Source organism: Jatrophihabitans sp., assembly GCF_036389215.1.
Taxonomy (GTDB): Bacteria; Actinomycetota; Actinomycetes; order Mycobacteriales; family Jatrophihabitantaceae; genus Jatrophihabitans_A.
The window spans coordinates 12,565-38,994 of sequence record NZ_DASVQG010000182.1 but is presented as its reverse complement, the minus strand read 5'-3'; the positions used below and the strand labels follow the sequence as shown (position 1 = coordinate 38,994).

Annotated in this window: 22 protein-coding genes; 9 read left to right on the top strand and 13 right to left on the bottom strand. The window is 71.5% G+C overall.

All coding sequences use genetic code 11. The annotated features are described in order from the left end of the window. Positions 1–88 precede the first annotated feature (88 nt). The 3 genes from VF542_RS09555 to VF542_RS09545 are packed head-to-tail and all read left to right on the top strand — an operon-like array spanning position 89 to position 2,783. Positions 89–1,075: an ABC transporter ATP-binding protein gene (locus VF542_RS09555; protein ID WP_408651466.1), complete on the top strand. Its 987-nt coding sequence runs from the start codon at positions 89–91 to the stop codon at positions 1,073–1,075. Then, positions 1,072–1,836 (top strand): ABC transporter permease, encoded by a 765-nt coding sequence (locus VF542_RS09550; protein WP_408651465.1) that lies wholly within the window; start codon positions 1,072–1,074, stop codon positions 1,834–1,836. Before VF542_RS09555 ends, VF542_RS09550 begins: the two co-directional genes overlap by 4 nt. After that, complete coding sequence (locus VF542_RS09545; RefSeq protein ID WP_408651492.1) at positions 1,833–2,783, top strand: COX15/CtaA family protein; 951 nt, start codon at positions 1,833–1,835, stop codon at positions 2,781–2,783. The genes VF542_RS09550 and VF542_RS09545 overlap by 4 nt, the downstream gene beginning before the upstream one ends. 46 nt (positions 2,784–2,829) lie before the next feature. Here the strand turns inward: VF542_RS09545 and VF542_RS09540 are convergent, their stop codons facing one another. The 4 genes from VF542_RS09540 to VF542_RS09525 all read right to left on the bottom strand — a co-directional run bounded on the left by VF542_RS09540 (position 2,830) and on the right by VF542_RS09525 (position 8,499). Beyond that, positions 2,830–4,782, bottom strand: a complete 1,953-nt coding sequence (locus VF542_RS09540) for a serine/threonine-protein kinase (protein WP_408651464.1) — start codon at positions 4,780–4,782, stop codon at positions 2,830–2,832. Positions 4,783–5,024: 242 nt separating this feature from the next. Further along, on the bottom strand, positions 5,025–6,365 hold the full coding sequence (locus VF542_RS09535) for a DUF445 domain-containing protein (RefSeq protein WP_408651463.1): 1,341 nt from the start codon (positions 6,363–6,365) through the stop codon (positions 5,025–5,027). Beyond that, complete coding sequence (locus VF542_RS09530) at positions 6,365–7,243, bottom strand: ATP-grasp domain-containing protein (RefSeq protein WP_408651462.1); 879 nt, start codon at positions 7,241–7,243, stop codon at positions 6,365–6,367. Before VF542_RS09530 ends, VF542_RS09535 begins: the two co-directional genes overlap by 1 nt. Positions 7,244–7,524: 281 nt before the next feature. Further along, the gene (locus VF542_RS09525; RefSeq protein ID WP_408651461.1) at positions 7,525–8,499 is read right to left on the bottom strand and encodes a heme o synthase; all 975 of its coding nucleotides are present in this window, start codon (positions 8,497–8,499) and stop codon (positions 7,525–7,527) included. Positions 8,500–8,660: 161 nt separating this feature from the next. Between VF542_RS09525 and tkt the strand changes: the two genes are divergently transcribed. The 6 genes from tkt to pgl all read left to right on the top strand — a co-directional run bounded on the left by tkt (position 8,661) and on the right by pgl (position 17,112). Further along, positions 8,661–10,781 carry a transketolase gene (gene tkt, locus VF542_RS09520; RefSeq protein ID WP_408651460.1) on the top strand — a complete coding sequence of 707 codons (2,121 nt, stop codon included), beginning with the start codon at positions 8,661–8,663 and terminating at the stop codon, positions 10,779–10,781. A gap of 49 nt (positions 10,782–10,830) precedes the next feature. Then, positions 10,831–12,012: a transaldolase gene (gene tal / locus VF542_RS09515; RefSeq protein ID WP_408651459.1), complete on the top strand. Its 1,182-nt coding sequence runs from the start codon at positions 10,831–10,833 to the stop codon at positions 12,010–12,012. Beyond that, complete coding sequence (locus VF542_RS09510) at positions 12,009–13,646, top strand: glucose-6-phosphate isomerase (RefSeq protein WP_408651458.1); 1,638 nt, start codon at positions 12,009–12,011, stop codon at positions 13,644–13,646. The genes tal and VF542_RS09510 overlap by 4 nt, the downstream gene beginning before the upstream one ends. A gap of 101 nt (positions 13,647–13,747) precedes the next feature. After that, positions 13,748–15,268: a glucose-6-phosphate dehydrogenase gene (gene zwf / locus VF542_RS09505; RefSeq protein ID WP_408651491.1), complete on the top strand. Its 1,521-nt coding sequence runs from the start codon at positions 13,748–13,750 to the stop codon at positions 15,266–15,268. A gap of 79 nt (positions 15,269–15,347) precedes the next feature. Continuing rightward, positions 15,348–16,322 (top strand): glucose-6-phosphate dehydrogenase assembly protein OpcA, encoded by a 975-nt coding sequence (locus VF542_RS09500; RefSeq protein WP_408651457.1) that lies wholly within the window; start codon positions 15,348–15,350, stop codon positions 16,320–16,322. 7 nt (positions 16,323–16,329) lie between these two features. Then, positions 16,330–17,112: a 6-phosphogluconolactonase gene (pgl, locus tag VF542_RS09495; RefSeq protein ID WP_408651456.1), complete on the top strand. Its 783-nt coding sequence runs from the start codon at positions 16,330–16,332 to the stop codon at positions 17,110–17,112. Positions 17,113–17,302: 190 nt separating this feature from the next. Here the strand turns inward: pgl and VF542_RS09490 are convergent, their stop codons facing one another. The 9 genes from VF542_RS09490 to uvrC form a co-directional block, all read right to left on the bottom strand. Continuing rightward, positions 17,303–17,647 (bottom strand): RNA polymerase-binding protein RbpA, encoded by a 345-nt coding sequence (locus VF542_RS09490; RefSeq protein WP_408651455.1) that lies wholly within the window; start codon positions 17,645–17,647, stop codon positions 17,303–17,305. Between the two features lie 126 nt (positions 17,648–17,773). Further along, positions 17,774–18,010 (bottom strand): preprotein translocase subunit SecG, encoded by a 237-nt coding sequence (gene secG, locus VF542_RS09485; RefSeq protein WP_408651454.1) that lies wholly within the window; start codon positions 18,008–18,010, stop codon positions 17,774–17,776. 113 nt (positions 18,011–18,123) lie between these two features. Next, a complete protein-coding gene (gene tpiA / locus VF542_RS09480) occupies positions 18,124–18,912 on the bottom strand; it encodes a triose-phosphate isomerase (protein ID WP_408651490.1) in 789 nt (262 codons plus the stop codon). A 15-nt stretch (positions 18,913–18,927) separates the two neighbouring features. Continuing rightward, positions 18,928–20,160, bottom strand: a complete 1,233-nt coding sequence (locus VF542_RS09475; protein ID WP_408651489.1) for a phosphoglycerate kinase — start codon at positions 20,158–20,160, stop codon at positions 18,928–18,930. 41 nt (positions 20,161–20,201) lie between these two features. Then, complete coding sequence (gene gap / locus VF542_RS09470; protein ID WP_408651453.1) at positions 20,202–21,206, bottom strand: type I glyceraldehyde-3-phosphate dehydrogenase; 1,005 nt, start codon at positions 21,204–21,206, stop codon at positions 20,202–20,204. A gap of 263 nt (positions 21,207–21,469) precedes the next feature. Next, complete coding sequence (gene whiA / locus VF542_RS09465; protein ID WP_408651452.1) at positions 21,470–22,450, bottom strand: DNA-binding protein WhiA; 981 nt, start codon at positions 22,448–22,450, stop codon at positions 21,470–21,472. Further along, positions 22,450–23,517, bottom strand: a complete 1,068-nt coding sequence (locus VF542_RS09460; RefSeq protein WP_408651451.1) for a gluconeogenesis factor YvcK family protein — start codon at positions 23,515–23,517, stop codon at positions 22,450–22,452. The genes whiA and VF542_RS09460 overlap by 1 nt, the downstream gene beginning before the upstream one ends. Continuing rightward, positions 23,517–24,401, bottom strand: a complete 885-nt coding sequence (gene rapZ / locus VF542_RS09455; RefSeq protein ID WP_408651488.1) for an RNase adapter RapZ — start codon at positions 24,399–24,401, stop codon at positions 23,517–23,519. Before rapZ ends, VF542_RS09460 begins: the two co-directional genes overlap by 1 nt. 57 nt (positions 24,402–24,458) lie before the next feature. Next, positions 24,459–26,429, bottom strand: coding sequence for an excinuclease ABC subunit UvrC (gene uvrC / locus VF542_RS09450; RefSeq protein WP_408651450.1), 1,971 nt, complete (start codon positions 26,427–26,429; stop codon positions 24,459–24,461). Between the last annotated feature and the right edge of the window lies 1 nt (position 26,430).

Sequence of the window (26,430 nt, the reverse complement as noted above, 5' to 3'; positions counted from 1 at the left end):
CTGACAAGCGACTGACGCCCGCGGTCGCGCCGGTCACGCCCGCGGGAGGCCATGCGCCGGCAGCCCGCGGACTACCTAGACTTGACCGGTGCCCGCCGCTGCCGCCGTCGAGATCACCGATCTCGTCAAGCGCTATGCCGGCCGGGCCGCGGTGGACGGCATCTCGCTGACGGTCGCACGCGGTGAGCTGCTGGCTCTGCTGGGCACCAACGGCGCCGGCAAGACCACCACGATCGAGATCTGCGAGGGCTTCCGGCGCGCCGACAGCGGCCGGGTACGGGTGCTGGGACTGGACCCGGTCACCGACAGCGACCAGCTGCGTCCCAAGGTGGGGGTGATGCTGCAGGACGGCGTCGGCGGCTACACCGGGGCCCGCGCCCTGGAACTGCTGCAGCTGTTCGCCAGCTACGCCGCCCATCCGCTGGACGCCGCCGACCTGCTCGAGGAGGTGGGCCTCGCCGACGTGGCCAGCACCCCGGTGAAGCGGCTGTCCGGGGGGCAGCAGCAGCGGCTGTCGCTGGCGATGGCGCTGATCTCGCGTCCGGAGCTGCTGTTCCTGGACGAGCCGACCGCCGGCATGGACCCACAGGCCCGGCGCGGGACCTGGGACCTGATCCGCCGGTTGCGCCGGGACGGCGTCAGCATCGTGCTCAGCACCCATTACCTGGACGAGGCCGAGGAACTGGCCGACCACGTCGTGATGCTGCACGCCGGCCGGATCGTCGCCGAGGGCAGCCCAGCTGAGCTGACCCGGGCCGGGTCTGCGGGTCAGGTGAGGTTCCGGGCCCCGGCCGGGCTGCCGGTCGCCGACCTGCGAGCCGCCCTGCCCGCCGGCACCCAGGTCAGCGAGCCGGCCGCCGGGCGGTACCTGGTGGCCGGTGAGGTCACCCCGGCGCTGCTGGCCGGCATCACGTCCTGGTGCGCGGCCCGCGACGTGCTGGCCGAGGGGCTCAGCGTCGAGCGGCGCAGCCTGGAGGACGTCTTCCTGGCCTTGGCAGTGCCGCCCGTGCCGCCCGTGCCGCCCGTGCCGCCGTTGCCTCCGGTGCCGCCGTTGCCGAGGGCCGGCGGCCGATGACCACCAGTTTCGCGCCGGCTCCGGGTGCCGCCCCGGCCACCCGGATGCTGGCCGCCCAGACCCGGATGGAGCTGCGGCTGCTGCTGCGCAACGGTGAGCAGGTAGCGCTCACCCTGGTCATCCCGCTGCTGCTGGAGTTCTTCTTCAACCTGCCGCTGCTGTACTCCCTGGACGTGCCGCGCCGGATCGACTTCGTGGTGCCCTCGGTGCTCGCGCTGGCGGTGATGAGCGCCTCGTTCACCGGCCTTGCCATCGGCACCGGCTTCGAGCGCAAGTACGCGGTGCTCAAGCGGCTGGGCGCCACCGCGCTCTCGCGCCGGGTGCTGCTGCTCGGCAAGACCTGCGCGGTGCTGATCCTGCAGGGGCTGCAGGCCGTCCTGATCTGCCTGTTCGGCCTGGTGCTGGGCTGGCAGCCGAGCGGCGGCGCGGTGTCGGCGGCGGTGCTGATCGTGCTGGGCACCTTCGCCTTCGGCGCGCTGGGGCTGCTGCTGGCCGGCACCGTCCGGGCCGAGATCACGCTGGCGTCTGCGAACCTGATCTGGCTGGTACTGCTGTTCGCCGGCGGCATCGCGGTGCCGCTGTCGCGCTATCCGCAGGCCGCCGTGGACGTGCTGCGCTACCTGCCGTCCGCGGCGCTGTCCGACGGCCTGCACCAGGTGCTCCAGCACGGCGGCGGGCTGCCGGTGCGGCCGGCCCTGACGTTGCTGGTCTGGGCGGCGGTGGCATTGCCGGCCGCGGCGAGGTGGTTCCGGTGGGAATGAGGGACGCCCGCTGGCTGCGGCGGCCGGCCACCCTGCGCCGGCTGGCGCTGGCCTCGCTGATCGCGAACGTGGTGATCGTGGTGACCGGCGGGGCGGTCCGGCTGACCGGGTCGGGGCTGGGCTGCCCGACCTGGCCGTCCTGCACCGACGCCTCGCTGACCCCGACGAGGGAGTACGCCCTGCACGGGATCATCGAGTTCGCCAACCGGCAGCTGACCTTCGTGCTCAGCGCGGTGGTGCTGGCCACCCTGGTGGTCGCGGTGCTGGCCCGGCGGCAGGTGAGGCTCGCGGTGCTGGTGGCGGCGAGCATCCCCGCCCAGGCGGTGCTGGGCGGCATCACGGTGCTGACCCACCTCAATCCGTGGACGGTGGCCGCGCACTTCCTGCTGTCGATGGCGATCATCGCGGTGACCTTCGCCCTGTGGTGGCGGCTTCGGGAGGACCCGGCCGCCCCGGGCCTGCGTGGCGCCGCGCCGGGCGGCCTGCGGGCGGCGGCCTGGGCGATCGTGGCAGTGACCGCGGCGGTGCTGGCGGTCGGCACGGTGGTGACCGGCAGTGGCCCGCATGCCGGTGACAGGGGCGCTACCCACCGGATTGCCTTCGACCCGGCGTCGGTGTCCCAGCTGCACGCCGACCTGGTGATGCTGCTGATCGGGGTGAGCCTCGGCTTCGCGGTGCTGGCCCACGCGGCGGGGGCGGGCGACCGGTTACGCCGGGCGGCCTGGTTGCTGCTGGCCGTGGAACTCGCCCAGGGCCTGATCGGCTACGTCCAGTACTTCACCCACGTCCCGGCGGTGCTGGTCGGCTTCCACATGCTCGGCGCCTGCCTGGTGTGGCTGGCCGCCCTCGCCCTGCTCGCCCGGACGCTGCCCGCACCGTCTCCGATCGCCCCGGCGGACGCCCCGAGAGTGGCCACGCGTTCCGCGTCCGGCATCCGTGCCCGCTGATCGGCTCGCCCCGGAGCGGCACGCAGCCGGCGGCTATCCGGCCTGACTAGCCGTTCTTCTTGGGCTTGGTGGTGGCGGTTCCTGGGCTGGTGGCACCGGCCGGAGCCGCAGTGGTGGTCGCGGTGCCGGACGCGGTGCCACTGGCGCTGGGGCTGGTCGAGGTGGTTGCCGTCGCGCTTCCGGACGAGCTCGCGCGGGTCGAGGATGCGACACTGCTGCTCGACGCGGGCGCGCTGCTGGACGGCGCGGCGCTGCTCGATGCCGGCGCGCTGCTCTTGGTCGGCGTGCCGCTCCTGGTCGGCGTGCCGCTCGCCGAGCGGCTGCCGCCGGTGAAACTGCTGCCGCTTCCCGAGCTCGGGATCGAGCCGATCGGGGCCACCGACGTGGGGCTGGTGGTCGGCGTGGCGTTCGGCTGCCGGTTGGTGCTGGTGGACACCGCCTGCCCTGGCAGCACGCCCGGGTTGTTCGTCGACGGCTGACGCACCAGGGCCAGGCCGCCGGCCGTGAGCGCGGTGACCAGGACGGCCGCGGCGACCGCCGCTCCGATCAGCGGCCCACGGCTACCGGGACGTCGCTCCGGTTCGACCGGCGTGTCGACCTCGTCGTCAACCGGCGGAGGCATCGGCGGCAGGCCGGTGGCGATGAAGGCGGTGGCGAGGTCGGGGCTGGCGGCAGGATCGGTCGTCCAGACCGGGGCCATGCCGCCGGACCCGGCGGGAAAAGCCGTGCCGTAGTCCACTGCCGGTGCCGCCAGCGGGGCGCCGGTGACCGGGCCCGCTCCAGCCAGGCCTGCTCCCACCGGGCCTGCTCCCACCGGGCCGGCTGTCATAGGCGTGACCAGCGCGGGGGCGGCCACCGTGGCATCGGCCAGCGCGTCACCGGGGCTCACTGCACCAGCCAGTCCCGCACCGGCCAGTCCCGCACCGGCCAGGGCCCCACCGGCCAGCGCTCCCCCGACGACCGCGGCGCCGGCACCGCCGGGCACCGCCGTGGTCCCGGTCAGTCCCGAGGCGGCGGCCAGCGGCGCGCCGCCGGCAAGCACCGCGTCACCAGCCAGCACGGCGTCGCCGGCCAGCAGGCCCGAGCCGCCGGCGAGCATGGGCGTCGGCATCGCGACGCCCTCGCGCAGCGTCCGGGCCACCTCGGCAGCGCCCGGCCGGAGCTGCGGGTCCATCGCGGTCATCGCCTGCAACAACTCCGGCCAGGGCTGCGGCAGGCCGGCCGGGATCTCGGGCGAGCGATCCAGCCGGGCCAGCACCGCCTCCAGCGCCGGGCCCTCGTAGGAGCGCCGGCCGGTGAGCGCCTCGATCAGCACCAGGCCGAGCGCGTAGACGTCGGCAGCCGGGCCGACCTCGGCGCCACGGGCCTGTTCCGGAGCCAGGTAGGAGGCGGTACCGACCATGAAGTCGGCGCTGGTCAGGTGCTCGCTGCCCAGCAGCCGGACGATCCCGAAGTCCGACAGCCGGGCCCGAACGGTGGTGTCGCCGGTGGTGCCGTCGGCGCCGAGCAGGATGTTGGCGGGCTTGATGTCGCGATGCACCATGTGCTGGGAGTGCACGTAGGCCAGCGCGCCGGCGATCTGGGTGGCGATCTCGCGGGTCTCGGGCTCGGTGAGCGGGGCCTGCGCTATCTGGGCGGCCAGGCTGGGGCCGTTGATCAACTCCATCACCAGGAAGGCCGGCTCACCGTCCGAGCCGATCGAGCCGTCGAACAGGGTGATCAGGTTCGGATGGCTGAGCCGGGCGAGCGTCTGCAGCTCCAGCTCCTGGCGCTGCACGCCGCCGGTCACGTCGTCGGGGTCGGAGTGGGAGCGGAACACCTTGACCGCGACATCGCGGGCCAGCAGCTGATCGTGGGCGCGGAACACCTCGGCCATGCCGCCGGCGCCGATCCGGTCGATCACCCGGTAGCGGCCACCCAGCAACCAGCCCGGCTCGCCAGGCTGCGGTGGGGCCGGTGGGACAGCGTCGTCGACCTCGGCAAGCGATGCGGCCGGCACAGCCTCAACCTCGGCGAGCGGTGGGGCCGGTGGGGCCGGTGGGGCCGGTGGCACAGCGTCGACCTCGGCACGCGGCGGGGCCGGCATGGCCTCGGTCGCCGGGCCGAGATCCGGACCGTCCGGACCCGTGCTTCTCTCAGCACCGGCGGCGGCGCCGGTGCTTGCGTCCTCAGAAATAGTGCTCTCCCCAGCCCACCTGGAGCCGCTGTTGACTCAGCGATCCGGTACAAGGCTAGCTGGCGTCACAGGAACCGGCTGGCGGAATAGATCATTAGGCCCACAAGTGAGCCGACCACCGTGCCGTTGATCCGGATGAACTGCAGATCACGGCCAACCTGCAGCTCCAGCCGGCGAGCAGTCGAGTCGGCGTCCCAGCGCGAGACCGTGTGCGTGATCACCCCGGACAGCTCGCCGGAGTAGTGCGCCAGCACGTGCTCCATCACAGCGAGCAGCCAGCGATCGCACTTGGCCTGCAGGTTGGGATCGTCGCGCAGCGCGATGCCGGTCTGCCGGATCATCGAGGTGCCGACCCGGCGCAGTTCGGAATTCGGGTCCAGCGCGGCGTCGAGCACCGCCTTCTTCAGCGGCAGCCACAGCGAGGCCAGCGCGTTGCGCACGGCGGGGTGGTCGAGCAGGTCGGACTTCCACTGCTCCAGGTGCCCGGCGGCCGCCGGATCGGTGCGCAGCTGCACCGCGTACTGGCGCAGCCGCTGGTCGAACTGCTGCCGCAGCGCGTGCTCGGGGTCGATGGCCACGTCGGCGAGGAAGTTCTGGACGCTGGAGAACAGCTTGTTGAAGACCCTGCCGTCCACCCACTCGGGCACCCATTCCGGGGACTCGTCGGCGACCCGCTTGCGGAAGACGTCGCGGTTGTCGTCGAGGAAGCGCATCAGCGACCGCAGCCCCTCGCTCATCAGGATCTGGTGCTGGTTGCCCTCCACCGCGAGGTCGAGCACCTTGGCCACCACCGGTGCCGCCGGCAGCCGGCGCAGCTGGGCGTCGGCGAAGTTCTCGATGGCCTGCCGGATGTCCTCGTCGGCCAGCACGGTGTTCGCGCCGGCCAGAGCGACCCCGAACTCGTGCGAGAGCTTCTCCGGGCGGTCCCCGGTGGCCAGCCACTCCCCGATCCGCTGCGGGATCCGGGCAGCCTGCAGCCGGGGACCGACCACCTCGGGGGTCAGGAAGTTCTGCTGGATGAAGTCGCCCAGGCTCTCCCCGATCTGGTCCTTCTTGCGCGGGATGATCGCGGTGTGCGGGATCGGCAACCCCAGCGGGTGCCGGAACAGCGCGGTCACGGCGAACCAGTCGGCCAGCCCACCGACCATGGCCGCCTCGCTGGCCGCCTGCAGGAACGGCCAGATGCCCTTGTCGTCACCGACCAGCTTGCAGATCACGAAGATCACCGCGGCCAGCACCAGGCCGCCGGTGGCGACGACCTTCATCCGGCGCAGCCCCAGCCGCCGCTCGGCGTCACCGGCCAGCGCCAGCACCGGCACGTCCGGTACCGGCGGCCGATGATCGGAGGCTCCAGCTGAGCCGGCCGGCTTTCCGGCCGCTGCCCGCCCCGCCGAATGGGCAGCCATCAGTTCACCCGGGCGCTGATCGCGGCGGCCAGCCGGTCGGCGGCACCGTCGGCATACAGCAGGAACAGCGACGGCTCGACCAGCTCCAGCTCGACCACCACCGGGCCGGCCGGGCCGGGCAGCAGATCGATCCGGGCGTAGAGCAGGTTCTCCGGCAGGCCGGCGTTGGCGTAGGAGAAGACCCGCTCGGCCACTGCCAGCTCGGCCTGCGAGGGCGTGCGGCGGGTGATGTTCTCCTCGACATAGAGGGCCTCACCCTCCACCTGGTGCCGGGCGTCCGGGCGCAGCATCGGGCCCTTGCGGACGGCGTGGCTGAACACCCCGTCGAAAAAGATCAGCGCGGTCTCACCGGCGGTGTCCACGGCGTCCAGGTAGGGCTGGACCAGCACCGTCCGGCCGGCGGCGTGCAGCCGCTCGGCGTGCTCGCGGGCCTGCTGGTGGGCGCCGGGGCGGCTGGCGTCGAACCTGCCCGCCCCCCGTGAGCCGGCGCCGATCGAGGGCTTGAGGACGAACTCCCCCGACTCCGGCAGCTCCGGCTCGGTGCCGGGCGGGACGAGCTGGGTGGCGACCACCGGCAGGCCGGCGTCAGCGAGGTCGGCCAGGTAGCTCTTGTCGGTGTTGCGCACCACCACCGGCGCGGGATTGTGGAGCCTGGGCACCGAGGCCACCCAGTCCAGGAACTCCTCCCGCCGGGTGGTGTAGTCCCAGGTCGCCCGGATCACCGTCACGTCGAAGGCCGCCCAGTCCACACCGGGCTGGTCCCAGGGCACCATGCTCGCCTGGTGGCCCAGCTCGGTCAGCGCCTTCACCAGCGGCAGGTCGTCGCCGTCGCCGGTCGGCATGTCCAGGCAGCTGGCGAGGGCGATACGGCTACTCATCCCGCCGATCCTAGGTGCTGCGGGTCGGCGAGAGTCCCGGCGCGAAGGCCAGACCCCACGGCCGAGCGGCAATCGTTGGCCGCGCTGCGGCAGGCCGCTCGGCGTGTCGCCCTGCCAGGAGGCCAATGATCACTCGGCTGCGCGGTGAGCGTGAATCACCGGGCTGCGCGGTGAGCGTGGGTCACCGGGCTGCGCGGTGAGCGTGGATCACCGGGCTGCGCGGTGAGCGTGAATCGCCCGCGCGAGGAGCGTGAATCGCCCGCGCGAGGAGCGCGACCAGCTCAGCGCAGGAAGGTGTCCACCGCGACGGCCAGGAACACGAAGGCCAGGTAGCTGTTGGACAGGTGGAACAGCCGCATCGGGTGGCCCGCCTGCCCGGCCCCAGCGGCGGCGTACAGCCGGTGCGCCTCGGCCAGCAGCGCCGCCCCGGCACCGAGCGCCAGCACCCCGTACACCCAGCCGGTGGCCAGCGGCCAGAGCACCAGCGACGTCGCCACCGTCAGCCACGAGTACGCCATGATCTGGCGCGCGACCTGCACCGGCGAGGCGACCACCGGCAGCATCGGCACGCCGGCCCGGGCGTAGTCGTCCTTGTAGCGGATCGCCAGCGCCCAGAAGTGCGGCGGCGTCCAGAAGAACACCACCCCGAACAGCACCACCGGCGGCCAGCCCAGCGAGCCGGTGACCGCCGACCAGCCGATCAGCACCGGCATGCAGCCGGCCGCGCCGCCCCAGACGATGTTCTGCGACGTCCGCCGCTTCAGCAGCATCGTGTAGACGATCACGTAGAAGGCGATCGCCAGCGCCGTCAGCCCGGCCGCGAGCAGGTTGGTCGACAGCGCCATCAGCGCGACCGCCAGTACCCCGAGCAGCATTCCGAACCGCAGCGCGCCGGCCGGCGAGACGTCGTGGGTGGCCAGCGGGCGGTGCCCGGTGCGGCGCATCAGCGCGTCGATGTCGCGGTCGAGGTAGCAGTTCAGCGCATTGGCCGAGCCCGCGGCGAGCGTCCCGCCGACCAGGGTGGCGAGCACCGTCTGCCAGCGCGGCAGGCCGCCCGCGGCCAACACCATCGCCGGCAGGGTGGTAACCAGCAGCAACTCGATGATGCGTGGCTTGGTCAGAGCCACGTAGGCTCGTACCGAGGTCATCGCCGAGCCGGTAGCGACGCCCGAGTTCCCCGAGCGAGTGCGGGCAACCGGGGTCTGCGTCACTGGCCCAGCGTAACGCCCGGCCGAAACCACGGCCGCCACCCGCATCCGGCGTCGCTGACGGGCCTCGCGACACCGCAACATCAGATCCCGGACGGCCGCCGCGCGAGCGCCGGCCAGGGCGGTGGGACCCCCCGACGACACCAGGCTGAAAGCGGTTAGGCTCGGATTCAGGCCCTACCGCGATATCTACAGAGCAGGAGAGGCACGTGACCGAGACCGCACCCGGCATCGTTCAGACCCACCCGGACTGGTGGACCGAACTCGATTCCAAAGCGGTGGACACCGCCAGGCTGCTGGCGGCCGACGCGGTGCAGAAGGTGGGCAACGGCCATCCCGGCACGGCGATGAGCCTGGCGCCGCTGGCCTACCTGCTCTTCCAGCGGACCATGCGCCATGACCCGACCGACCCGAACTGGGTCGCCCGCGACCGGTTCGTGCTGTCCAACGGGCATGCCTCGCTCACCCTCTACATCCCGCTCTACCTCTCCGGCTACGGCCTGGAGCTGGAGGACCTGAAGTCGCTGCGCACCTGGGGCTCGCTGACCCCCGGACATCCCGAGCACGGTCACACCATCGGCGTGGAGACCACCACCGGACCGCTCGGCCAGGGCGTCGGCAACGCGGTCGGAATGGCGATGGCGGCCCGCCGCGAGCGCGGCCTGCTGGACCCGGACGCAGCCGCCGGCGAGTCGCCGTTCGACCATCAGATCTACGTGATCGCCGGCGACGGCTGCCTGGAGGAGGGCGTGTCCAGCGAGGCCTGCTCGCTGGCCGGGCACCAGCAGCTGGGCAACCTCACCCTGATCTACGACGACAACCACATCTCGATCGAGGACGACACCAACGTGGCGTTCTCCGAGGACGTCCTCAAGCGCTACGAGGCATACGGCTGGCACACCCAGTACGTCGAGTCCGGCGAGGACGTGGTGGCCCTGGAGGCGGCGCTGGAGGCGGCCAAGGCCGAGACCAACCGGCCGTCCATCATCGCGGTGCGCACCATCATCGGCTGGCCGGCGCCGACCATGCAGAACACCGGCAAGGCGCACGGGGCCGCCCTCGGCGAGGACGAGGTCCGCAAGACCAAGGAACTGCTCGGCTTCAATCCGGACATGACCTTCGAGGTGGACGGCGAGGTGATCGCACACGCCCGTGAGGTGACCAAGCGCGGCCGGGCGGACCGGGAGCAGTGGCAGCCCAGCTTCGACAAGTGGGCCGAGGGCAACCCCGAGCGCAAGCAACTGTTCGACCGGCTGGTCAGCCGCAGCTTCCCGCCCGGCTGGGCCGATGTGCTGCCCACCTTCCCCACCGAGAAGGACGGCAAGCCCCACTCGTTGGCCACCCGGGCGGCGTCGGGCAAGGTGCTCAGCGCGCTGGCGCCGGTGCTGCCCGAGCTGTGGGGCGGCTCGGCGGACCTGGCCGAGTCCAACAACACCACCATGGAGGGCGAGCCCAGCTTCGTGCCGCCCGACCGGCAGACCAAGGCATGGCCGGGCGGGCCGTACGGGCGCACCCTGCACTTCGGCATCCGCGAGCACGCGATGGGTTCGATCATGAACGGCATCACGCTGCACGGTGGCACCCGGGTCTACGGCGGCACTTTCCTGGTGTTCAGCGACTACATGCGCCCGCCGGTCCGGCTGGCGGCGCTGATGCAGCTGCCCACCATCTACGTCTGGACCCACGACTCGATCGGCCTCGGCGAGGACGGCCCGACCCACCAGCCGGTGGAGCACCTCGCCTCGCTGCGCGCCATCCCGGGCCTGGACGTGGTCCGCCCGGCCGATGCCAACGAGACCGCGGTGGTCTGGCGCACCGTGCTGGAGCACACCGACCGGCCGGCCGGCCTCGCGCTGTCCCGGCAGGGACTGCCGGTGCTGGACCCCGCCAAGGTGGTCGACGCCGGCAAGGGCGGTTACGTGCTGGAGGAGGCCTCCGAGGGGATGCCGACGGTGATCCTGATCGCCACCGGCTCCGAGGTGGGCCTGGCGCTGGAGGCCCGGGAGCGGCTGGAGGCCGAGGGCACCCCCACCCGGGTGGTCTCGATGCCGTGCATCGAGTGGTTCCGGGCCCAGGACCGGTCCTACCAGCAGCGGGTGCTGCCGCCGTCGGTCAAGGCCCGGGTCAGCATCGAGGCCGGCGTCTCGATGGGCTGGCGCGAGATCGTCGGCGAGGCCGGCGAGATGGTGGCGCTGGACCACTTCGGCGCCAGCGCGAACGTCAAGGTGCTGTTCGAGCAGTTCGGCTTCACCCCGGACAACGTCGTCACGGCTGCCCACACCACCCTGGAGCGAGTAGGCAAGATCACCGGCACGACGACCGGCAACTGAGGCGGTCGCTCCGCGGCGTCTGGAAGAACTCCGGAAGAGAGGATCCATCATGAGCGAGGCACTGGCCGACCTGTCGGCCCAAGGCGTGTCCATCTGGCTCGACGACATCAGCCGCGAGCGGCTGGTCAGTGGCAACCTGCAGGAGCTGATCGACACCAAGCACGTCGTCGGCGTGACCAGCAACCCGTCGATCTTCCAGAAGGCGATGGAGGGCGCCGCCGACGGAGATTCCGCCTATGCCCAGCAGGTGCACGACCTGGCGGTGCGCGAGGTGGCCCTGGAAGAGGCCGTCCGGCTGCTGACCGCCTACGACATCCGCTGGGGCTGCGACGTGATGCGCCCGGTCTATGACTCGACCGACGGCGAGAACGGCCGGGTGTCCATCGAGGTGGACCCGCGGATCGCCCACGACAGCGACAAGACCACCGCCGAGGCCACCGCGCTGTGGTGGCTGGTCGACCGCCCGAACGTGATGATCAAGATCCCGGCGACCGAGGCCGGGATCCCGTCGATCGCGGCGGCCACCGCGGCCGGCATCAGCGTCAACGTCACCCTGATCTTCTCGATCGAGCGCTACCACAAGGTGATGGGCGCCTACCTCGACGGCCTGCGGCAGGCCCGCGAGGCCGGCATCGACCTGTCGACCATCCGGTCGGTGGCGTCGTTCTTCGTGTCCCGGGTGGACACCGAGATCGACAAGCGGCTGGACAAGATCGGCACGGACGAGGCCAAGGCCGTTCGCGGCAAGGCCGGCATCGCCAACGCCCGGCTGGCCTACGAGGCGTTCCAGCAGGTGTTCACCGGCCCGGCCTGGGACGAGCTGAAGGCGGCCGGTGCCCATGTGCAGCGCCCGCTGTGGGCCTCGACCGGGGTGAAGGACCCGTCCTACGACGACACCATGTACGTCACCCAACTGGTCGCCCGCGACACCGTGAACACCATGCCCGAGGCCACCCTGAACGCGGTCGCCGACCACGGCACGATCAGCGGCCCGACCGCCGACTCCGGCTACGACGAGGCCCGCCAGGTGGTCAGTGACCTCTCGGCACTGGGCATCGAGCTGCACGAGGTCACCGAGCTGCTCGAGACCGAGGCCGTCGAGAAGTTCATGGATTCCTGGGCCAGCCTGCTGGAGGGCGTGCAGAAGCAGCTGACCGCCGGCGCGAAGAAGGCCGACAACGGCGACCCGAGCAAGGCTGGCAACGCCGACCGGGCAGGTGCGTCGGCATGAGCGAGCTGGCCTCGGTCACCGGTGGCGGCCTGGGGTTGGAGTTCGGTTACCCGGACGAGCAGGCCTACGCCGCGGCGCTGACCGAGCTGGTGCGGGACCAGGTAGCGAGCAAGATCACCGCCCAGGACCCCACGCTGTGGGGGGCCGACGCCGAGTCCGAGGCGGCCAAGCGACTGTCCTGGGTGACGCTGGCCGACACCTCCCGGCCGCTGGTCGCCGAGATCAGCGCGCTGCGCGAGGAGCTGCGGGCCGAAGGCGTGGACCACGTGGTGCTCGCCGGCATGGGCGGCAGCTCGCTGGCGCCGGAGGTCATCTGCGCGACCGCCGGCGTCGACCTGGTGACCCTGGACACCACCGATCCCGGCCAGGTGCGCGCGGCGATCGCCGACAGCCTGGACCGGACCGTCCTGGTGGTGTCGAGCAAGTCCGGCGGCACCGTCGAGACCGACTCGCACCGGCGGGCCTATGAGAAGGCCTTCACCGAGCACGGCATCGACCCCAGGCAACGGATCGTGGTGGTCACCGACCCGGGCTCGCCGCTGCAGCAGACCGCCGAGGATGCCGGCTACCGCAAGGTGTTCCTGGCCGATCCGAACGTCGGCGGGCGCTACAGCGCGCTGACCGCGTTCGGCCTGGTGCCCTCGGGCCTGGCCGGGGCCGACCTGACCGCGCTGCTGGATGAGGCGGCCGAGGCGGCCACCGTGCTGTCGACGGACGCCGAGACCAATCCCGGGCTGCGGCTCGGCGCGCTGCTGGGCTGTGCCCACAATGCCGGCTCGGACAAGGTGGTCTTCGCCGACCTCGGTTCGGGCATCGTCGGCTTCGGCGACTGGGCCGAGCAGCTGATCGCCGAGTCCACCGGCAAGAACGGCCGCGGCCTGCTGCCGGTGGTCGTGGAGAACCCGCAGGCCCCCGGCTATGCCGATGCCGGCCAGGACGCGATCCTGGTCCAGCTCGGCAGCTACGACGACTCCTACCGGCCCGCCTCCGGGTGGGGCGTGGCGGTCAGCGGCCCGCTCGGCGCCCAGATGCTGCTCTGGGAGTACGCCACCGCGATCGCCGGCCGGATCATCGGGATCAACCCCTTCGACCAGCCCAACGTCGAGGAGGCCAAGAAGCAGGCCCGGGCGCTGCTGGACGCCTCGGATGACGCCGGCGGCGACGACCCCGACCTGACCGAGGGCGCCGTCGAGGTGTTCGGCACCGGGTTCGACCTGTCCTCGGCAAGCACCCTCGCCGACGCGCTGCAGGCCTTCCTGGCCGCGGCCCCGGAGCGCGGCTACGTCAGCATCCAGGCCTACCTGGACCGGCACGCCGACGCCGAGGCGGCAACGCTGCGCCCGGCGCTGGCCCGCCGGACCGGCCTGCAGACCACCTTCGGCTGGGGGCCGCGGTTCCTGCACTCGACCGGCCAGTACCACAAGGGTGGGCATCCCAACGGGGTGTTCCTGCAGATCACCGCTGCCAGTGAGCAAGATCTGGAAGTGCCCGATCGCCCGTACACCTTCGCCTCGCTGCAGCAGGCCCAGGCGGCGGGTGACGCCACCGTGCTCGCGGACAAGGGACGGCCGGTGCTGCACCTGCATCTCACCGACCGCGCCGCGGGCATCGGACAGTTAGTGCAAGGGCTGTAGAGACAGTTGGTGCAAGGGCTGTAGAGGAGGAATCCGTGAGTCTGACCGAGGACCAGTCCCGCGCGATCGGCACCGGCGACGGACCGCAGGTCAAGGCCGGGTTGCGAACCAACCCGCTGCGCGATCCACGCGATCGGCGGCTGCCGAGGGTTCCCGAACCCTGTGCCTTGGTGGTCTTCGGCGTCACCGGAGACCTGTCGCGCAAGAAACTGCTGCCTGCCATCTATGACCTGGCCCACCGCGGCCTGCTGCCGGCGGACTTCGTGCTGCTGGGCTTCGCCCGCCGGGACTGGGAGGACGGTGACTTCGAGACGCTGGCCAAGAAGGCGGCCCAGGAGCACGCCCGCACCGACTGGAACGAGGAGGTCTGGGCGCGGCTGTCGGGTGACATCAAGTTCGTGGCCGGCTCCTTCGACGACGACCAGGCCTTCGACACCCTGGCCACCACCCTGGACGAGCTGCGCAACAGCCACGGCATCAAGGGCAATGCGGCGTTCTACCTGTCCGTCCCGCCGAGCATGTTCCCGGTCGTGCTGCGGCAGATGGAACGCACCAAGATGGCCGACAACGCCACCTCCGGCGGGTGGCGCCGGGTGGTGGTGGAGAAGCCGTTCGGGCACGACCTGCCCAGCGCCAAGGAGTTGAACGCGCTGGTCGACGAGGTGTTCACCGCCGAGGACGTCTTCCGGATCGATCACTACCTCGGCAAGGAGACCGTGCAGAACCTGATGGCGCTGCGCTTCGCCAACCAGCTGTTCGAGCCGGTCTGGAACGCCAACTACGTCGACTCGGTGCAGATCACCATGGCCGAGGACGTCGGCATCGGCGGCCGGGCCGGCTTCTACGACGCCACCGGCGCCGCCCGGGACGTGCTGCAGAACCACCTGCTGCAGCTGCTCGCGCTGACCGCGATGGAGGAGCCGGTCGAGTTCACCGCCGAGGCGATCCGGACCGAGAAGCTCAAGGTGCTGCGGGCGATCACGCTGCCGGCCGACCGCGCTGCCTACGCGGTGCGGGGCCAGTACCAGCAGGGCTGGCTGGCCGGCGAGCGGGTGCTGGCCTACCGGGACGAGAAGGACGTCCCGGATGACTCCAAGACCGAGAGCTACGCAGCCGTCCGGCTCGGCATCGACACCCGGCGGTGGGCCGGGGTGCCGTTCTACCTGCGCACCGGCAAGCGGCTGCCGCGCCGGGTCACCGAGATCGCGGTGCTGTTCAAGAAGGCCCCACACCTGCCGTTCAGCCACACCGACACCGAGGAACTCGGGCACAACCAGCTGGTGGTCCGGGTGCAGCCCGACGAGGGCGTGACCTTGAAGTTCGGGTCGAAGGTGCCGGGTTCGATGATGGAGGTGCGCGACGTCTCCATGGACTTCCTGTACGGCGAGGCGTTCACCGAGTCCTCACCGGAAGCCTACGAACGGCTCATCCTCGACGTGATGCTCGGGGACGCGACGCTGTTCCCGCGCAACGAGGAGGTCGAGGCCTCCTGGCGGGTGATCGACCCGTTGGAGGAGTTCTGGACCGGCCAGGAGCCGGCGCCCTACCGGGCCGGTGAGTGGGGGCCCAAGGCCTCTGACGAGATGCTGGCCCGCGACGGGCGAAGCTGGCGGCGGCCGTGACCAGCCGCCCGGGCCCAGGCCGCCCAGTCCGTTCAGACTGTCTAGCCCGTCCAGGCTTTCCTGATGAGGGGGTTTCGCTGTGACCACACTCTGGGACACCACCGGGACGGCGGTGGTGCAGGCCCTGGCTGCCGAGCGCCGCTCCGGCGGGGCGGTGACCAGCGGGCTGGCACTGACGCTGGTGGTGGTGCTGGAGGAGAAGGACACCGCCGTGGTGGAGGCGGCCGTGGCGACGGCGGCGGCCAAGCACCCGATGCGGGTGATCATGGTGCTGCGCCACCACATCGACGCGCCGGTGCCGCGGCTGGACGCCGAGGTGTCGATCGGCGGCCGGCACGGGCCCGGTGAGGCGGTGGTGCTGCGGATGTTCGGGCGGCTGGCGCTGCACGCGGAGTCCGTCACGCTGCCGCTGCTGGCACCGGACGCGCCGGTGGTCGCCTGGTGGTACTCCGAGACCCCCAAGGTGATCGCCAACGACCCGCTCGGCGTGTTCGCCGACCGCCGGATCAGCAACGTCATCCGCGACGCCGACCCGGCCGCCTCGCTGCGCCAGCGGGCGGTCGACTACGCCCCGGGTGACACCGACCTGACCTGGACGGTCATCACGCCGTGGCGGGCGGCGCTGGCGGCGGCCTTCGACACCGCGTCCTCGCCGGCCACGTCGGTGATCGTCACCGGAAATCCGCAGGATCCCTCGGCGCAGCTGCTGGCAGGCTGGCTGTCGTCCCGGCTCGGAATCGCCGTTCCGGTGCAGAAGGCCGAAGGCAAGTACATCGTCTCGGTCTCGCTGGAGTTCGAGGACGGCCGCACGGTGCAGATGACCAACGAGGGTTACAAGCTGCTGATGCGCCGGCCGGGGCAGCTCGACACCATTCAGCCGTTCCCGCAGCGGACCACCGGCGACATGCTCGCCGAGGAACTGCGCAGGCTGGACGCCGACCAGCCCTACGGCGAGGCGCTGGGCGCGGTCTCGGGCCTGACCGGGCTCAACGACCGGCCGGCCGTGCGTACCCACATCTGGCACGATCCGGCGCTGGCGCAGCAGGAGGCCTGAGGACTCGATGCCCGCCCAACCGGAGCTGATCGTCCAGTCCACCGCTGAGAACCTGGCCACCGATGTCGCCGTGCGGGTGCTGTCCACGCTGGCCCGCGCCCAGCAGAACCGGGGCCGGGCCGCGCTGGCGCTGACCGCGGGCTCGATCATGGAGCGGGTCTGGTCGGCGATCGCCGCCACCTCGTCACCGGATACCGTCGACTGGTCCCGGGTGGACGTCTTCTGGGCCGACGAGCGTTACGTGCCGGCGCACTCCGAGGACCGCAACGACGGGCCGGCGAACCGGTTGCTGTTCTCCCATCCGCCGTTCAAGGCGGCCCGGCAGTTTCCGATGCCGGCGAGCGACGGGCCGTACGCCGGCATCGACGAGGCCGCCGCCGGCTACGCCCAGCGGCTGGCCGACGCGCGGCGCGATGACGATCCGGACGTGCTGCCGAACTTCGACGTGCTGCTGCTCGGAGTGGGGCCGGACGGGCACTGCGCGTCGCTGTTCCCCGGGCACCCGAGCGCCTATGACGAGTCCGGCCCGGTGATCGCGGTGCGCAACTCCCCCAAGCCGCCGCCGTTGCGAATCTCGCTCAGCTTCGCGGGCCTGGCTGCCGCCAACGAGACCTGGTTCGTGGTCTCCGGGGCCGGCAAGGCCCAGGCGGTCGCGCTGGCGTTGAGTGGAGCCGGCCGGGTGCAGGTGCCCTCCGCCGGCCCGCGCGGCCGGTTCCGGACGCTGTGGCTGGTGGACCGGGATGCGGCGTCCGGCTTGCCGCGGCATCCCGACGGCCGTCCGATGCTCTGACTTCCCGGCCCGCTTGTTTGACTCCCGGGTCCGACTTCGGGCTGATGCTCTTCCGGCCCGCCGGTCAGACTTCGGACTGATCGTTGGCCCTGCTGCAGCCGCACTTTCGGCGAGTCGCCCTGCTGGACGGCCAACGATCGCCGGCCTCTGCGACCCTCTCAACGAGTCCGCACTGGATGAGCCGGATGATTCAGGATTCGCCGCGGCGAGCCCGCAGCCGGGCCAGGGCCTCTTCGAGGATGGCGTCGCCGTCGGCGTCCGAGCGCCGCTCCTTCACGTAGGCCAGGTGGGTCTTGTACGGCTCGTTGCGGGGGGCGGCCGGCGGGGCGGCGGACTCCCGGCCGGCGGGGAAGCCGCAGCGCGGGCAGTCCCAGGTGTCGGGCACCAGCGCATCCAAGGCGAAGGCCGGCTTGGTCTCGTGGCCGTTGGCGCAGAAGAACGACACCCACTGGCGCGGAGCGGACTCACCGCGCTCCCGCTCACCCATCGGACCGGCCCCTACCCGGCTGCCGCGGATTGCGCTGCCACCTGCCACGTTTCCGACTCCTCTAACTCGATGTCACTGTGCAACTTCTGTCACTGTGTAACTCGATGTCACTGTGAGGCTTCGGCCTCCGGTGCGACCCGAGCGCGCCGCCTGGCGCGACCGTCGCAGGGGAAATCAACTCGCCTTGTAGAGCAGCTCCAAACCGATGATGCAAATCGACCAGACCAGGCCGGCGACGACGGTGAGCCGGTCGAGATTGCGCTCGACCACGGAGGAGCCCGACAGGCTGGAGTAGAGGGAACCGCCGAACATCGAGGACAAGCCGCCGCCCTTGCCCCGGTGCAGCAGCACCAGGACCATCAGCAACAGGCTGGCGAGGATCAGGACGATCGAGAGCAACGTGATGATCATGTGGTTCGGCGGCCTCGCTCAGTTCTCGATGGTGACAGCTTGGTAACGCGGCATGTGGAAAGAGGATACCTGTTCCCGGGTCTGATCCAGCGCCGCGGGCCAGAACCGGCCCCTCACCCGGTCACCGGCCCGCCACCGGCCGCGATGCAGATCCCCGCGAACTCGGCACCGTCCAGGCTGGCGCCGCCGACCAGCGCACCGTCGACATCGGGCTGGGCGACGATGTCACCGGCGTTGGTCGACTTGACCGAACCGCCGTAGAGGATCCGGACGCCGGCAGCCAGCTCCGGGTCGTACAGCTCGGCCAGCCGGCCCCGGACCGCTGCGCAGACCTCCTGGGCATCGGCCGGGGTGGCCACCTTGCCGGTCCCGATCGCCCACACCGGCTCGTAGGCGATGACGACGTTCACGGCCTGCTCGGCGGGAACGCCGGCCAGCGCCGCGCACAACTGGTCGACGCAGTGGCCCACGTGGCCCCCCGATTCGCGGACGTCGAGCCGCTCACCGACGCACAGGATGGGGATCAGCGAGCTGGCGTAGGCCGCCTTGACCTTGGCGTTGACCAGGTCGTCGCCCTCCTGGTGGTGCTCGCGGCGCTCGGAGTGCCCGACCACGACGTAGCTGCAGCCGAGCTTGGCCAGCATCGCCCCGGAGATGTCACCGGTGTAGGCCCCGGCGGCGTGCGGTGACAGGTCCTGCGCGCCGTAACGCAGCGCCAGTTTGTCGCCGTCCACCAGGGTCTGCACCGAGCGGATGTCGGTGAACGGCGGCAGCACCACCACCTCGACGGTCTCGAAGTGCTGCGGCTTGAGGCTGAAGGCCACCTTCTGGACGAGCGCGATGGCTTCCAGGTGGTTCAGGTTCATCTTCCAGTTGCCGGCGATCAGCGGCATCCGGGTCACCGCGGAGCGTGCCACCTAGCTTTCCTCGAGGACGGCGACACCGGGCAACGTCTTGCCTTCCAGGTACTCCAGCGACGCGCCGCCGCCGGTGGAGATGTGGCTGAACCGGTTTCCGTCGATGTTCAGCGCCCGGACGGCCGCGGCCGAATCGCCGCCGCCCACCACGGTCAGCCCGCCGCAGCCGGCGACCGCCTCCGCGATGCCCTTGGTGCCGGCCGCGAACGGGCGTACCTCGAAGACGCCCATCGGCCCGTTCCAGAACACCGTGCCGGCGCCGGCGAGCGCCTCGGAGAACCGGGCCACCGAGTCCGGGCCGATGTCCAGCCCCTTCTGACCGGCCGGGATCGCCTCGGCCGGCACCGTCTCGGTGGTGGCGTCGTCGGAGATGTCGGGCGAGACCACCACGTCGGTGGGCAGCACGATCTTGTCGCCGGCCTCGGCCAGCAGGCGCTCGCAGGTCTGCACCTGGTCGGCCTCCAGCAGCGAGTCCCCCACCTCGTGACCCTGTGCCTTGAGGAAGGTGAAGCACATCCCGCCGCCGACCAGCAGCCGGTCGACCTTCGGCAGCAGCGAGGAGATGACTCCGAGCTTGTCCGAGACCTTGGAGCCGCCCAGCACCACGACGTAGGGCCGCTGCACCTCGCCGGCCTCACCGGTCAGCCGGCGCAGCACCTGGAGCTCGTCACGGACCAGCGGGCCGAGGTAGTGCGGCAGTAGCCGCGCCACGTCATAGACCGAGGCGTGCGCGCGGTGCACCGCGCCGAAGGCGTCGTCGACGTAGGCGCCGCCGTCGTCCTCGCCGCCGGTGAGCTGGGCCAGCGCCCGCGCGAAGCCGGCCCGCTCAGCCTCGTCCTTGGCGGTCTCGCCGGGATTGAACCGGACGTTCTCCAGCAGCAGCAGGTGACCGTTCTGCAGGCCGTCGGCCAGCAGCCGGGCACTCTCGCCCACGGTGTCCAGGGCAAACTCGACCGGGCTGCCCAGCAGTGCCGCCAGCCGGTCTGCCACCGGGCGCAGCGAGTACTTCGGTTCCGGCGCGCCCTTGGGACGGCCCAGGTGCGCCACCACGATCACCCGGGCCCCACGGTTGAGCAACTGCACCAGCACCGGCAGCGACGCCCGGATCCGGCCGTCGTCGGTGACCACCGGGGACTCGTCCCTGGACAGCGGCACGTTGAGGTCACAGCGCACCAGGACGCGCCGCCCGGCCACCCCGACCTTGATCAGATCGTCCACCGTGCGCATACGGATCTACTCCCCCGTCTCGGCTGTCCCGCTGGCCCGCTCGGGCGTTACAGGCTGGCGCCGACGTATCCGACCAGGTCGACCAGCCGGTTGGAGTAACCCCACTCGTTGTCGTACCAGCCGATCACCTTCACCTGGTCGCCGATCACCTTGGTGAGGGTGGCGTCGAAGATGCAGGACGCCGGGTCGGTGACGATGTCGGCGGAGACGATCGGGTCCTCGGTGTAGACCAGGTAGCCCTTGAGCGGCCCGTCGGCGGCTGCCTTGTAGGCGGCCTTGACCTCCTCGAGGGTGGCTTCGCGCGACAGCGTCACGGTCAGGTCGGTGGCCGAGCCGGTCGGCACCGGCACCCGCAGCGCGTAGCCGTCCAGCTTGCCCTTGAGCTCGGGCAGCACCAGGCCGATCGCCTTCGCGGCACCGGTCGAGGTCGGGATGATGTTCAGCGCGGCGGCCCGGGCCCGGCGCAGGTCCTTGTGCGGGCCGTCCTGCAGGTTCTGGTCCTGGGTGTAGGCGTGGATCGTGGTCATCAGGCCCTTCTCGATCCCGAAGGCATCGTTGAGGACCTTGGCCAGCGGCGCCAGGCAGTTGGTCGTGCAGGAGGCGTTGGAGATGATGTGGTGCTGCTCCGGGTCGTACAGCTCGTGGTTGGCGCCCATCACGATGGTGATGTCGTCGTCGGTGGCCGGTGCGGAGATGATGACCTTCTTCGCGCCGCCGTCGATGTGCTTGCGGGCGTCGGCGGCCTTGGTGAAGAAGCCGGTCGACTCCACGACGACGTCCACGCCGAGGTCCTTCCACGGCAGGTTCGCCGGGTCGCGCTCCTCCAGCGCCCGGATCGGCTTGCCCGCGACGATGATGTTCTGCTCGTCGTAGCCGACCTCGGCCGGGAACCGGCCCAGGATCGAGTCGTACTTGAGCAGGTGGGCCAGCGTCTTGTTGTCGGTGAGGTCGTTGACCGCCACCACCTCGATGTCGGCGCCGGAAGCCTGCAGCGCCCGGAAGAAGTTACGCCCGATCCGGCCGAAACCGTTGATACCCACCCGAACAGTCATTCCAGGTCTCCTTGTACATCGTGTATCGCGTGTGCTTCAGCGAAAGAACCACATACCGATCGTGCGTGGCCGCGACGCTGCTGACCTCGGGCCGCCCGGCCCACGACCAACTTTATCGGGTGGGTCAGGCCGCGATGTTGCCAGGCTGATACCGGCGAGTAGGGCCGCGGGCAGCGCGCCCGGGTTCGGAGAAGGCTGGGGCGGCACGCGGCGTGTTGTCAGGGGGCGTGTTGTCAGGGGACGTGTTGTCAGGGAGCGTGTTGTCAGGGAGCCAGCATCTCCGGAGTGACCGCGGCCTCGGTGTTCGGGATCCCCTCGTCCTGGGCGCGCTTGTCGGCCATCGCCAGCAGCCGGCGGATCCGCCCCGCCACCGCGTCCTTGGTCATCGGCGGGTCGGACAGGCTGCCCAGTTCCTCGAGCGAGGCCTGCTTGTGCTCCAGGCGCAGCCGGCCGGCCTGCAGCAGGTGCTCGGGCGCGTCCGAGCCGAGGATGTGCATCGCCCGCTCGACCCGGGCGCCGGCCGCGACCGCAGCCCGGGCCGAGCGGCGCAGGTTGGCGTCGTCGAAGTTGGCCAGCCGGTTGGCGGTGGCCCGCACCTCGCGGCGCATCCGGCGTTCCTCCCACGCCATCACCGAGTCGTGGGCGCCGAGCCGGGTCAGCAGCGCGCCGATGGCGTCGCCGTCGCGCACCACCACCCGGTCGGCCCCCCGGACCTCGCGGGCCTTGGCCAGGATGCCGAGCCGCCGGCCGGCGCCGACCAGGGCCAGTGCCGCCTCGTTGGTCGGGCAGGTGATCTCCAGGGCGCCGGCCCGGCCGGGTTCGGTCAGCGAGCCGTGCGCGAGGAAGGCGCCGCGCCAGGCCGCCTCGGCCTCGGACAGGGTGCCCGCCACCACCTGGCTGGGCAGCCCGCGGACCGGCCGGCCCCGCAGGTCCACCAGGCCGGCCTGGCGGGCGAGGCCTTCGCCGTCCTTGCTGACCCGGATCAGGTAGCGGGTGCCCTTGCGCAGGCTGCCGCCGGTGACGACCTGGATCTCGGCGCTGTGCCCGAAGACCTCGGCGATCTCCTTGCGCAGCCGGCGGGCCACCGAGCCGGTGTCGAGCTCGGCCTCGATGACGATGTGGCCGGCGACCAGGTGCAGCGCGCCGGCGAAGCGCAGCATGGTCGCGATCTCGGCACGGCGCGCGGAGGCCCTGGTGATGGTCACCCGGCTGAGTTCGTCCTTGACAGCCGCCGTCATCGCCATCAGAGCCCTCCTTCAATCGTCCGGCCACGGTGCCGGCCACCGTCGCCCTCGCTGCGGTTGAGCCCGGCCGCATCGGCGACCGCGAGACTGAGCTTGCCCGGATCATGCCTTGCCCGCGCGCCGGCCGCCGCGACGGGTGCCAACAACAGCCGCGCGCCGGTGCTGTCGGCATAGCCCTGCAGGCTGCGCCGGTCCAGCACCGCGTCCTGGTCGGCGATCACCACATCGATCTCCAGCCGCGGGCAGTGCTCGCGCAGCACCTGCAGATGCTCCTCCGGGGAGAACCCGTCGGTCTCACCGACCTGCGGCTCGAGGTTGAGCACCGTGATCAGCACCGCGTCGGTCATCGTCAGCGCCGCCGCCAGCTCGCGGACCAGCAGGTGCGGGATGACGCTGGTGAACCACGAACCGGGGCCGAGGATCACCGCATCGGCCCGCAGGATGGCCTGCACCGCTTCCGGGCAGGCGGGGGCGTCCTCGGGCAGCAGCCGCACCGACTGCACCCGGCCGGCGGTGGCCGCGATCGCCGACTGGCCCCGGATCCGGCGGGACCGGATCGCGTCGTCGGGGTCCACGCTGGTCACCTCGGCCATCAGGTCCAGCGGCTTGACCGACATCGGCAGCACCCGGCCGCGGGCACCGATCAGGTCGGCGACGGCGTCCAGGGCGGTCACCGCGTCATCGTGCAATTCCATCAGCCCGGTGAGCAAGAGGTTGCCGATCGGATGGCCGGCCAGCGCACCGCCGCCTCCCATCCGGTGCTGCAGGACGGTCGACCAGGGCAGCCCGGCAGAGTCTCCAGCGGGGTCCGCGCTGCCCGCCAGCCAGCCGGTCGCCAGCGCCGACAGCGCCATCCTCAGGTCACCGGGCGGCAGCAGTCCCAGCTCGCGCCGGATCCGGCCGGATGAGCCGCCGTCGTCGGCGACCGTCACCACCGCGGTGACGTCCACGTCCAGCAGCCGCAGCGCCGACAGCGAGGCATACAACCCGTGGCCGCCGCCGAGCGCCACGATCCTGGGCCGGCTGCTGCCCGCGGCCGCCCTGCCCTCCCGCGCTCCGGCGGTCACTATTCGCGGCCCAGGTCCCGGTGCACCGCGGTCGCCCGGATGCCCAGGCTGCTCAGCCGGCGCACCAGCTCGCGGCTCATCGCCACCGAGCGGTGCTTGCCACCTGTGCAGCCGACCGCCAGCGTGAGGTAGTGCTTGCCCTCGCGGCGGTAGCCGGCGCCGATCAGCTGCAGGATCGGGACGTACATGTCGAGGAACTCCATGGCCGACTTCTGGGTGAGCACGTAGTCGGCGACCTCCGGGTCCTCCCCGGTCAGCATCCGCAGCTCAGGGATCCAGTACGGGTTGGGCAGGAACCGGACGTCGACCACCAGGTCGGCGTCGGCGGGCAGCCCGTATTTGAAACCGAACGAGACCACCGTCGCCCGCAGCTCGGGCAGGTCCAGGCCTTCTACGGCGAAGGCCTGCTCGATCGCCTGCCGTAGCTGCGGAACCGAGCGCTCGGAGGTGTCGAGCACCAGGTCGGCGATGTCGCGCAGCGGTGCCAGGATCGAGCGCTCGGCGGTGATGCCGTCGGAGAGCCGTCCGTCGCCCTGCAGCGGGTGCGCCCGGCGCACGCTCTCGAACCGGCGGATGAGCACGTTGTCGTTGGCTTCGAGGAACAGGATCCTGGGCTGCAGCTCCCGCCGCTCGAGTTCGGCGATGACGCCGGTGAGGTCGGTGGAGAACGCCCGGCTGCGCACGTCCATCACCACGGCCAGCCGGGTGACGGCACCCTGGCTGCGGCTGCCGAGGTCGACCATGGTCGCGACCAGTTCCGGCGGCAGGTTGTCCACCACGAAGAACCCCAGGTCTTCCAGGCATTTGGCCGCGGTGCTGCGCCCGGCGCCGGACAGGCCGGTGACGATCACGGTTTCCAGTGCGCCGCGCTCTGCGCTGGCCATCACGAGGAACTCCTTCGGTTGCGCTTCATGGTCGGTTCTGGTTGCCGGGGCGGTCTGCTAGCTGAGTACCTCACCGGTGGCCATGTTGACCGCAGGCTCGCGGTCGGCGGCGCCGGCCGCCAGCGTCTCGGCCACCCGCTGGGCGAGTTCCGGGCCGATGCCCGGTACCTGGGCGATCTCGTCGGCGGAGGCCGCGCGCAGCTTCCGCAGCGAGCCGAACCGGGCCAGCAGCGCCTTGCGCCGGGACGGGCCGAGCCCGGCGATGCCGATCAGCTCGGACTCGATCATCGACTTCGACCGCTTCTGACGGTGGAAGGTGATGGCGAACCGGTGCGCCTCGTCGCGTACCCGCTGCAGCAGGTACAGCGCCTCGGAGGCGCGGGGCAGGATCACCGGGTAGTCCTCGTCCGGCACCCAGACCTCCTCGAGTCGCTTGGCCAGGCCCACCAGCGTGACGTCGGTGATGCCGAGGTCGACCAGGACGTTCTGGGCGGCCGCCACCTGCGGCGCGCCGCCGTCGACCACCAGCAGGTTCGGCGGGTAGGCGAACTTGCGCGGCCGGCCGTCCTCAGAAAGCGGAGTGAGCGGGGCGACCCCGTTGCTCACCGAGCCGTCGGCCGGCTCGGCGGTCTCGGCCAGGTAGCGGGCGAACCGGCGCCGGACCACCTCGGCGATCCAGTCGACGTCACCGCCGGATTCGCGCATCGCGAACCGCCGGTACTCGCTCTTGCGCGCCAGGCCGTCCTCGAACACCACCATGCTGGCCACCACGTTGGTGCCCTGGACGTGACTGATGTCGAAACACTCGATCCGCAACGGGGCATCGGGCATGCCGAGCGCCTCCTGCAGCTCGGCCAGCGCCTGCGAGCGCGCGGTCAGGTCACTGGCCCGGCGCAGCTTGTACTGCAGGAACGCCTGCTCGGCGTTGCGCTCCACCGTCTGCATCAGGGCCCGCTTGTCGCCGCGCTGGGGTACCCGCAGCGACACCCGGCTGCCGCGCCGCTCGCTGAGCAGCTCGGCCAGCGCCTCGTGGTCCTCGGGCAGCTCGGGCACCAGCACCTCGCGCGGCACCAGGGCGTCCTCCTGGCCGTAGAACTGCAGCGCGAACTGCTCGACCAGCTCGCCGATCGAGGCCTCGTCCTCCAGCGCGCCGGTGGAGTCGACCACCCAGCCCCGCTGGCCGCGGACCCGGCCGCCCCGGACGTGGAACACCTGGACGGCCGCGGACAGCTCGTCGGTGGCGAAGGCGACCACGTCGGCGTCGGTGCCGTCGGTCAGCACCACCGCCTGCTTCTCCATGGACCGGCGCAGCGCGCCGAGGTCATCGCGCAGCCGGGCGGCCCGCTCGAATTCGAGGTTGGCGCTGGCCTCGGCCATCTGGCGTTCCAGCCGGCGGATCATCGTGTCGGTCTTGCCGGCCATGAAGTCGCAGAAGTCGTTGACGATGGCCCGGTGCTCGGCGGCGTCGACCCGCCCGACGCACGGCGCGCTGCACTTGCCGATGTAGCCGAGCAGGCAGGGCCGGCCGATCTGACCGGCCCGCTTGAACACCCCGTTGGAGCAGGTACGGGCCGGGAACACCCGCAGCAGCAGGTCGAGGGTCTCCCGGATCGCCCAGGCGTGGGCGTACGGGCCGAAGTACCGGACGCCGGCCTTCTTCGGCCCGCGCATCACCTGCAGCCTCGGGAACTCCTCGTTCAGGGTGACCGCCAGCGACGGGTAGGACTTGTCGTCGCGGTAGCGGACGTTGAACCGGGGGTCGAACTCCTTGATCCAGTTGTATTCCAGCTGCAGCGCCTCGACCTCGGTGGTGACGATGGTCCATTCGACGCTGGCGGCCGAGGTCACCATCTGCCTGGTTCGCGGGTGCAGGGCGGTGATGTCGGCGAAGTAGGAGTTCAGCCGTGACCGGAGGCTTTTCGCCTTGCCGACGTAGATGACCCGGCCGGTGGCATCGCGGAACCGGTAGACGCCGGGTTCGACCGGGATCGTGCCCGGAGCCGGGCGGTATGAGGACGGGTCAGCCACG